This is a genomic window from Streptomyces sp. NPDC058239, assembly GCF_042882185.1.
Lineage (GTDB): Bacteria > Actinomycetota > Actinomycetes > Streptomycetales > Streptomycetaceae > Streptomyces.
On sequence record NZ_JBHVWS010000004.1, the window covers coordinates 230,622 to 236,847 of the forward strand.

The 6,226-nt window shown below is 69.1% G+C and carries 7 protein-coding genes; 5 read left to right on the top strand and 2 right to left on the bottom strand.

Features of this window, described 5'->3' with window-relative positions; translation table 11 throughout:
• Positions 1-8 precede the first annotated feature (8 nt).
• Both ACFVYE_RS08130 and ACFVYE_RS08135 read right to left on the bottom strand, forming a co-directional pair.
• A complete protein-coding gene (locus ACFVYE_RS08130) occupies positions 9-764 on the bottom strand; it encodes an IclR family transcriptional regulator (protein WP_383969236.1) in 756 nt (251 codons plus the stop codon).
• On the bottom strand, positions 710-1,117 hold the full coding sequence (locus tag ACFVYE_RS08135) for an SDR family NAD(P)-dependent oxidoreductase (RefSeq protein ID WP_383969233.1): 408 nt from the start codon (positions 1,115-1,117) through the stop codon (positions 710-712). The genes ACFVYE_RS08130 and ACFVYE_RS08135 overlap by 55 nt, the downstream gene beginning before the upstream one ends.
• Positions 1,118-1,556: 439 nt before the next feature.
• Between ACFVYE_RS08135 and ACFVYE_RS08140 the strand changes: the two genes are divergently transcribed.
• From ACFVYE_RS08140 to ACFVYE_RS08160, 5 genes are all read left to right on the top strand, one after another.
• Positions 1,557-3,164 (top strand): sensor histidine kinase, encoded by a 1,608-nt coding sequence (locus tag ACFVYE_RS08140; RefSeq protein ID WP_383969230.1) that lies wholly within the window; start codon positions 1,557-1,559, stop codon positions 3,162-3,164.
• Positions 3,161-3,568, top strand: a complete 408-nt coding sequence (locus ACFVYE_RS08145; RefSeq protein WP_093896207.1) for a roadblock/LC7 domain-containing protein — start codon at positions 3,161-3,163, stop codon at positions 3,566-3,568. Before ACFVYE_RS08140 ends, ACFVYE_RS08145 begins: the two co-directional genes overlap by 4 nt.
• Positions 3,565-3,936 (top strand): DUF742 domain-containing protein, encoded by a 372-nt coding sequence (locus ACFVYE_RS08150; RefSeq protein WP_189279429.1) that lies wholly within the window; start codon positions 3,565-3,567, stop codon positions 3,934-3,936. Before ACFVYE_RS08145 ends, ACFVYE_RS08150 begins: the two co-directional genes overlap by 4 nt.
• On the top strand, positions 3,917-4,531 hold the full coding sequence (locus tag ACFVYE_RS08155) for an ATP/GTP-binding protein (protein WP_383969228.1): 615 nt from the start codon (positions 3,917-3,919) through the stop codon (positions 4,529-4,531). Before ACFVYE_RS08150 ends, ACFVYE_RS08155 begins: the two co-directional genes overlap by 20 nt.
• A gap of 66 nt (positions 4,532-4,597) precedes the next feature.
• Complete coding sequence (locus ACFVYE_RS08160; RefSeq protein WP_383969225.1) at positions 4,598-6,190, top strand: cytochrome P450; 1,593 nt, start codon at positions 4,598-4,600, stop codon at positions 6,188-6,190.
• The last annotated feature ends 36 nt before the right edge of the window (positions 6,191-6,226 follow it).

Below are 6,226 nucleotides of genomic sequence, written 5' to 3' on the forward strand. Positions count from 1 at the left end.
AGCCCGCTTCAGAGTGCGCCCAACAGCGCGGCGGACCTGCGCAGCTCCTCGGCGCGGCGGATGAGCGCCGCGTAGTCGCCGCGGTCGGCGGGTGCCGATGCCATCAGGGCCAGCCGGTCCCGCCAGCTCGCCCCGGCCAGCGCAACGGCGACGGCGTTCATGCCCCGGACCGACTCCCCGCGGCTGAGGGCGTATCCGCAGGAGCGGATCTCGTCGAGCTCCGCGAGCAGTGCGGACCGCGAGGCGAGGGTGTTCGGGGTGAGCTCAGGCAGCTCCTCCTGCGGGTAGAGGGCGCAGACCTGTTCCGTCGTCATCCGGGAGAGCAGCATCTTGCCGCCCGAGGTGGCGTGGGCGGGATGCGTACGGCCCATTTCCAGCATCACCCGCACCGGGTGCGACGACTCGCGGCCGTCGGTGACGATGATCTGGTCGCCGATCAGCGCCGCACTCTGCACGGTCTCACCGGTGCGTCGTACCGCGTCGTCCAGTACCGCTTTGAGCTGTTCGCGGACGGCCGTGCCGAAGCCCGCCGGGCGGCCGAGCCGTACCAGTTCGGGACCGGCCGAATAGCCGCGGCCGGAGGAGTCCCGGATCGCGAAGCCGCGTCCCTCCAGGGTGCTGAGGACCCGGTGGGCGGTGGACCGGCCGACGGAGAGCAGCTCGGCAGCCTCGGTGACGGTGAGCGTGTCATGGGTGAGGAACAGCTGCATCAGCCGGAGCCCGGTGTCCAGCGATTCGATGGTGTAGCCCCGCGTCGGCCCCATGGTGTGTCCGTTCTTCTTCGTTTCCGGTACGTCGTTTCTTCGGTTTCCGGTGCGTCCTGCGGGACGTACCCGGACATGATCCGGGCCGGCGGCTCAGAGCGTCGTCGACCAGGGTGTCGATCCGCTCGTACACGTCCGGGCGATCTCTTCGAAGGCGCGCTCGACGGTCTGCTCGTCGGTGATGTCCAGCCCCCGGTACGTGGCAGCGCTGCCGGCGTACTTCTCGGCCGGGCCAGGTCCGCTGCGACGACCGTCGCGCCCTGCGCGGTGAGGACGCGGCAGATCTCCGCACCGATACCGCCCGCACCGCCCGTCACTATGGCGACCTTGCCGTACACCCGTCCTTCAGTCATGAATGTGCTTCTTTCGATCCGCTTCGATCACATGTGCCCGCGTCTCTCTGTGCGGGACGCGATGGATCGATCCTGGGATCGAGTCGTTCGGCTACTTCGTCATCGACGCCACTCCTTCCATGAGTCCTTCCATGAGAGTGCTCGAATCGGCCTCCGGGCATGTTTGTGAATGTCCCTCTGTGAGGTGCGAGGAGTGTTCTCTCTCCCGGATTTCCGTCGCTCGTTACTCCTTGTGCACGCGTGGAGGCGGTGCGTGTAAAAACTCGTGAGTGTATTACCGCGGGAGTGCTCGCGCAGGGGGTTGGGTGAATGTGCCGAAGCACTGTTCCGATCTGACTAAGCTCACGCGCAGCGAAGTCGAGTTGATATGAATTCGAGCGCTTGTTCCCGGGTGTCCTGCAAGCGCGTATACCTCCCGAATCAACCGCCAGAGGTTTAGATGGTTCGTGTTGAATCACCGCCGATCGAACGAGAAACCCCCGTCGTTCGCGCCATGTTGCTGCCCGTGTTCCTGATGGGCGGCGCCACCGCCGCCGCGGTGGCACTGGTTTCCGCGGCCGCGCGGATACCAGTCGTCTGGTGCGGCGTGCTCGCCACCGTCGTGGTCGTCGCACTCACCGTTCAACTCGCCCGCCGGGCACGTGATCTGCGCTCCCAGCGTGCGGTGTACGAACGGCGCTTCGTCGACCTAGAGCGGCGCATCGCCACACACGACGACGAGACCGTGCGGATCAGCAAGGAGCTCCTGCCGGCCGCCATCCACCGGCTGCGCGTGGGCAATTCGCCCGAAGAGGTGCTCCGGGACGTCGTCGACGCGGACGAGCTGTACCGCGACCTGCCCGACGCCCAGCGCACCCTCGTCTACACGGTGCTGAACATCATCGACAACGAAGAGGCGATGCGTGATTCTGCGCAACGCGCCTTCGTCAACGTCGCCCGGCGCGTCCAGGCGATCGTCCACCGCCAGGCGAGTGAACTGCGGGAGATGGAGGAGCACCACGGGCGCAACCCCGACGTCTTCGACGACCTGCTCCGCATCGACCACGGCACCGCGCTGATCGGCCGTCTCGCCGACTCCATCGCGGTACTCGGCGGCGCCCGCCCCAGTCGCCAATGGCCCAAACCCGTGCCGCTGTTCAGCGTGCTGCGCGGCGCCATGTCGCGGATCCTGGAGTACCCGCGCGTCGATCTGCACTCGATCGCCAAGGTCGCCATCATCGGCACGGCCGTCGAACCGCTCATCCACGCCTGCGCCGAACTCCTCGACAACGCCACCCGCTACTCGCCGCCGCAGACCCGGGTGCACGTCACCGCCGTGGAGGTGCAGACCGGCATCGCCATCGAGATCGAGGACGGCGGCGTATCGCTCAGCGAGGAGGCCCGCGCGCGGGCCGAGAACATGCTCGCCAGGGCCCAGGCCGGCTCCAACATGAACGACCTCGGTGAGTCCCCGCGACTCGGCATGGCCGTCGTCGGACGGCTCTCGCGGATGTACGACCTCCAGGTCTCGCTGCGGCAGTCCGCCTATGGCGGTGTCCGCGCGGTGCTCATCGTGCCCCGCGCCATGATCACCACCGGACCGGCTCCCGGCATCGCCCACGGCATCGGCGCCACGTCGAGGCCCACCAGCGACATCGACCAGGAGGCCATGAAGCACGTCGTGCCGGCACGCCGCAAGCCCCGCCCCGTGGCCCGGCGCCCCGCCACCGGACCGGTCGCACCGGTCACCCGGCCGGCCGTCCCCGCGGCCTCCATGGAGGACGACGTCCCCGTGGTGACCGAGTGGACCGCGGGCGGTCTCCCGCAACGCCGCAGTCGCGGACGCGCCCCCCTGGGCTCGCACAACCTCCCCGCACAGCCCGTCGACCCCACCGCAGGACAGCGCAACAGCCACACCAACGGCCACGGCCAGGGGAACGACAGCGGCAAGGCGCAGCCCCCCGGACTCTGGCTGGAGGCCTTCACCAACGCCGTCAACGGTGTGCCGCAGGAGCCGAAGACCGACGAAGACTCTGACGACGCCTGGGACAAGGGAGACCTGAAGTGATCCAGCAGCGGGGAAATATGGACTGGATGCTCAAGGAACTGGCAGACGACGTGCCGGACATCCACCAGATCGTGGTGCTCTCCGCCGACGGTCTGCGAATCGCCCGGCACGGCGGCGACCCCGATGTCGCCGACCGCCTCGCGGCGGCCTGCGCGGGGCTGCAGAGCCTGGCCGCCGCCGTCGCCTCCGAAATCCCGTACAGCGACGGCCTCATGCGCCTTGTCGTCATCGAAGTCACCGGCGGGTTCTTCTACTTGATGGCCGCCGGAACCGGGGCGTACCTCGCGGTCCTTGCCGGTGAGACGGTCGACGCGGGGCTCGTCGGGTCGCGGATGCGCGACATGGTCGTCAGGATCGGCGCCCACCTGACGAGCCCGCCACGCCATGACGGGCAGGCCGGATGAATTCTCCCCGACGAGAACGCCGGAAGGCTGATCCGGCACTGAGCGACCCGGAACGGCTGTACGTGATCACCGGCGATCCCGACGGCAGCGAGCGGGCGCCGCTCGACCTGGTCACGATGGTCGTCGCCAAGGCCCAGCCGACGCCGACGGTCCAGCCCGAGCAGGCCGTGATCCTGCGGCTCTGTCAGGCGCCGTTATCCGTCGCCGAGATCTCGGCATACCTCGGTCTGCCCTTCAGCGTGGTGACCTCGCTCCTCACGGAACTCCTCGCTACCGAACTCATCGAATCGCGCGCGCCCATCGTCCGCGCCACTCTCCCGGACAGGTCCCTTCTCGAAGCGGTGATGCATGGACTTCAGAAGCTCTGACACGATCACCGGCCCCCGGCGCGAGGACGTCCTTCCCACCACGGCGACAGCCGCGGTGAAGGTCGTGATCGTCGGAGGGTTCGGGGTCGGCAAGACGACCATGGTCGGATCCGTCAGCGAGATCCGGCCGCTGACCACCGAAGAGACCATGACCCAGGCCGGAGTCGGCGTGGACGACAACTTCGGGGTGGAGAGCAAGACCGCCACCACTGTCGCCATGGACTTCGGCCGGATCTCCATCAGTGAGGAACTGATCCTCTATCTGTTCGGCACCCCGGGCCAGGAACGGTTCTGGTTCCTGTGGAACGGCCTGTTCGAAGGCGCCCTCGGCGCGGTGGTCCTCATCGACACCCGCCGCCTCGAAGTCAGCTTCGACGTCATCGGGCGGCTGGAGGAGCGCGGCGTGCCGTTCGTCGTCGCCGTCAACACCTTCCCCGACGCCCCGAAACACCCCGTCGAGGCGCTGCGTGCCGCTCTGGACCTCCCCGACGAGGTCCCGGTGATCGACTGCGACGCCCGGCTGCGTGCCTCCAGCCGCGACGTACTGATGACGCTGATGCGCTATCTGCACAGTCTGGCCCTCCCGCTCGCCTGACAGCAGTACACACCCCCCGCGCGCCCCATCCGTCTGGTCCTTGGAATCCTGATCCCTGGAGCGATCGTGACAACCCCATTCCACTACGAGCCCGGAGCGGCCCAGGGGCCGGTTCCGCCCCCCGAGTGCCCGGCCCACGGCCTCGGTGTCGGTCCCGGCGGACTGCGCCGGCTCTACGGCCCGGAGGCCGAGCGGGACCCCCACGGGCTGTACGACAAGCTGCGCGCCGAACACGGCAGCGTGGCCCCCGTACTGCTGCACGGAGACGTACCCGCCTGGCTGGTCCTCGGGCACAGCGAGAACCTGCACATGACCCGTACCCCCTCGCAGTTCTCCCGCGACTCCCGGCGATGGCGGGCCCTGCAGGACGGCACCGTCGCCCCGGACCACCCACTGGCCCCGATCTTCACCTGGCAGCCGGTCTGTGTCTTCGCCGACGGCGCCACCCATGAACGCCAGCGCGGCGCGGTCACCGACAGCATGGGCCGCATCGACACCCGCGGGGTGCGCCGCCACGTCAACCGCTACAGCAACCGGCTCGTCAACGACTTCTGCCAGGAAGGCCGCGTCGACCTGGTCAGCCAGTTCGCCGAGCGGCTGCCGATGATGGTGATGTGCGCGATCCTCGGCATGCCCGAGGAGTACAACGACCGGATGGTCCAGGCCGCCCGCGACATGACCCGCGGCACGGCGACCGCGGTCGCGAGCAACGCCTACGTCCTCGAGGTGCTGACCCGGCTCGTGCAGCGCCGCCGGCGCGAACCCGCGGACGACTTCGCCACCTGGCTCGTCGAGCATCCCGCAGGAATGAACGACCAGGAGGTCAGCGAACATCTGCGGCTGATCCTCATCGCCTCCTACGAGGCGACCGCCAACCTGATCGCCAACGTCCTGCGCGTGGTGCTCACCGACCCCCGCTTCCGGGCCAGGCTCAGCGGCGGCCATATGACGGTTCCCGAGGCGGTCGAGCAGACTCTGTGGGACGAACCGCCGTTCACCGCGGTCTTCGGCCGCTGGGCGGTCGGCGACACCGAACTGGGCGGTAAGCAGATCAGGGCGGGCGACGCCCTGATCGTCGGCATCGCACCGGCCAACACCGATCCGGTGGTGCGGCCCGACCTCAACGCCGACATGGAAGGCAACCGCGCCCACCTCGCATTCAGCGGCGGCCCCCATGAATGCCCGGGGCAGGACATCGGACGCGCCATCGCGGACGTCGGTGTCGACGCCCTGCTCATGAGGCTCCCCGACCTCGAACTCGCCGTCGACGAGAGCGAGCTGAGCTGGATCGGGAACATCATGGGCCGGCACCTGGTGGAGCTGCCGGCCGACTTCGCCGTGCGTGAGCCGCAGGACGACAAGGAACCGCCGTCCATGGGGAGGCCGAACCTGCCGCGCCAGGACTGGGAGGTGCAGTCCACGGTCCGGCACACCGCCCCCACACCCGGACGCACTCCCGGTGCGGCACCGGCGCCTGCCTCGATGGGTGCGCCTGGTGTGCCTGGTGTGCCTGGTGTGACGTCCGCTGCGACGGTGACCGACGAGTCCGGTGGCACGTCCGCCGGGCGGTCCGCCGCAGGCCGGATCCCGCAGCAGCGCAGGCAAGCCGCACCCGCGAGGCTGTGGCGGGCCGTTTCGCGCTGGTGGAGCGGCAACTGAACCGGCGGGAGTCGGGACGAACCACCGGCCCGGTGC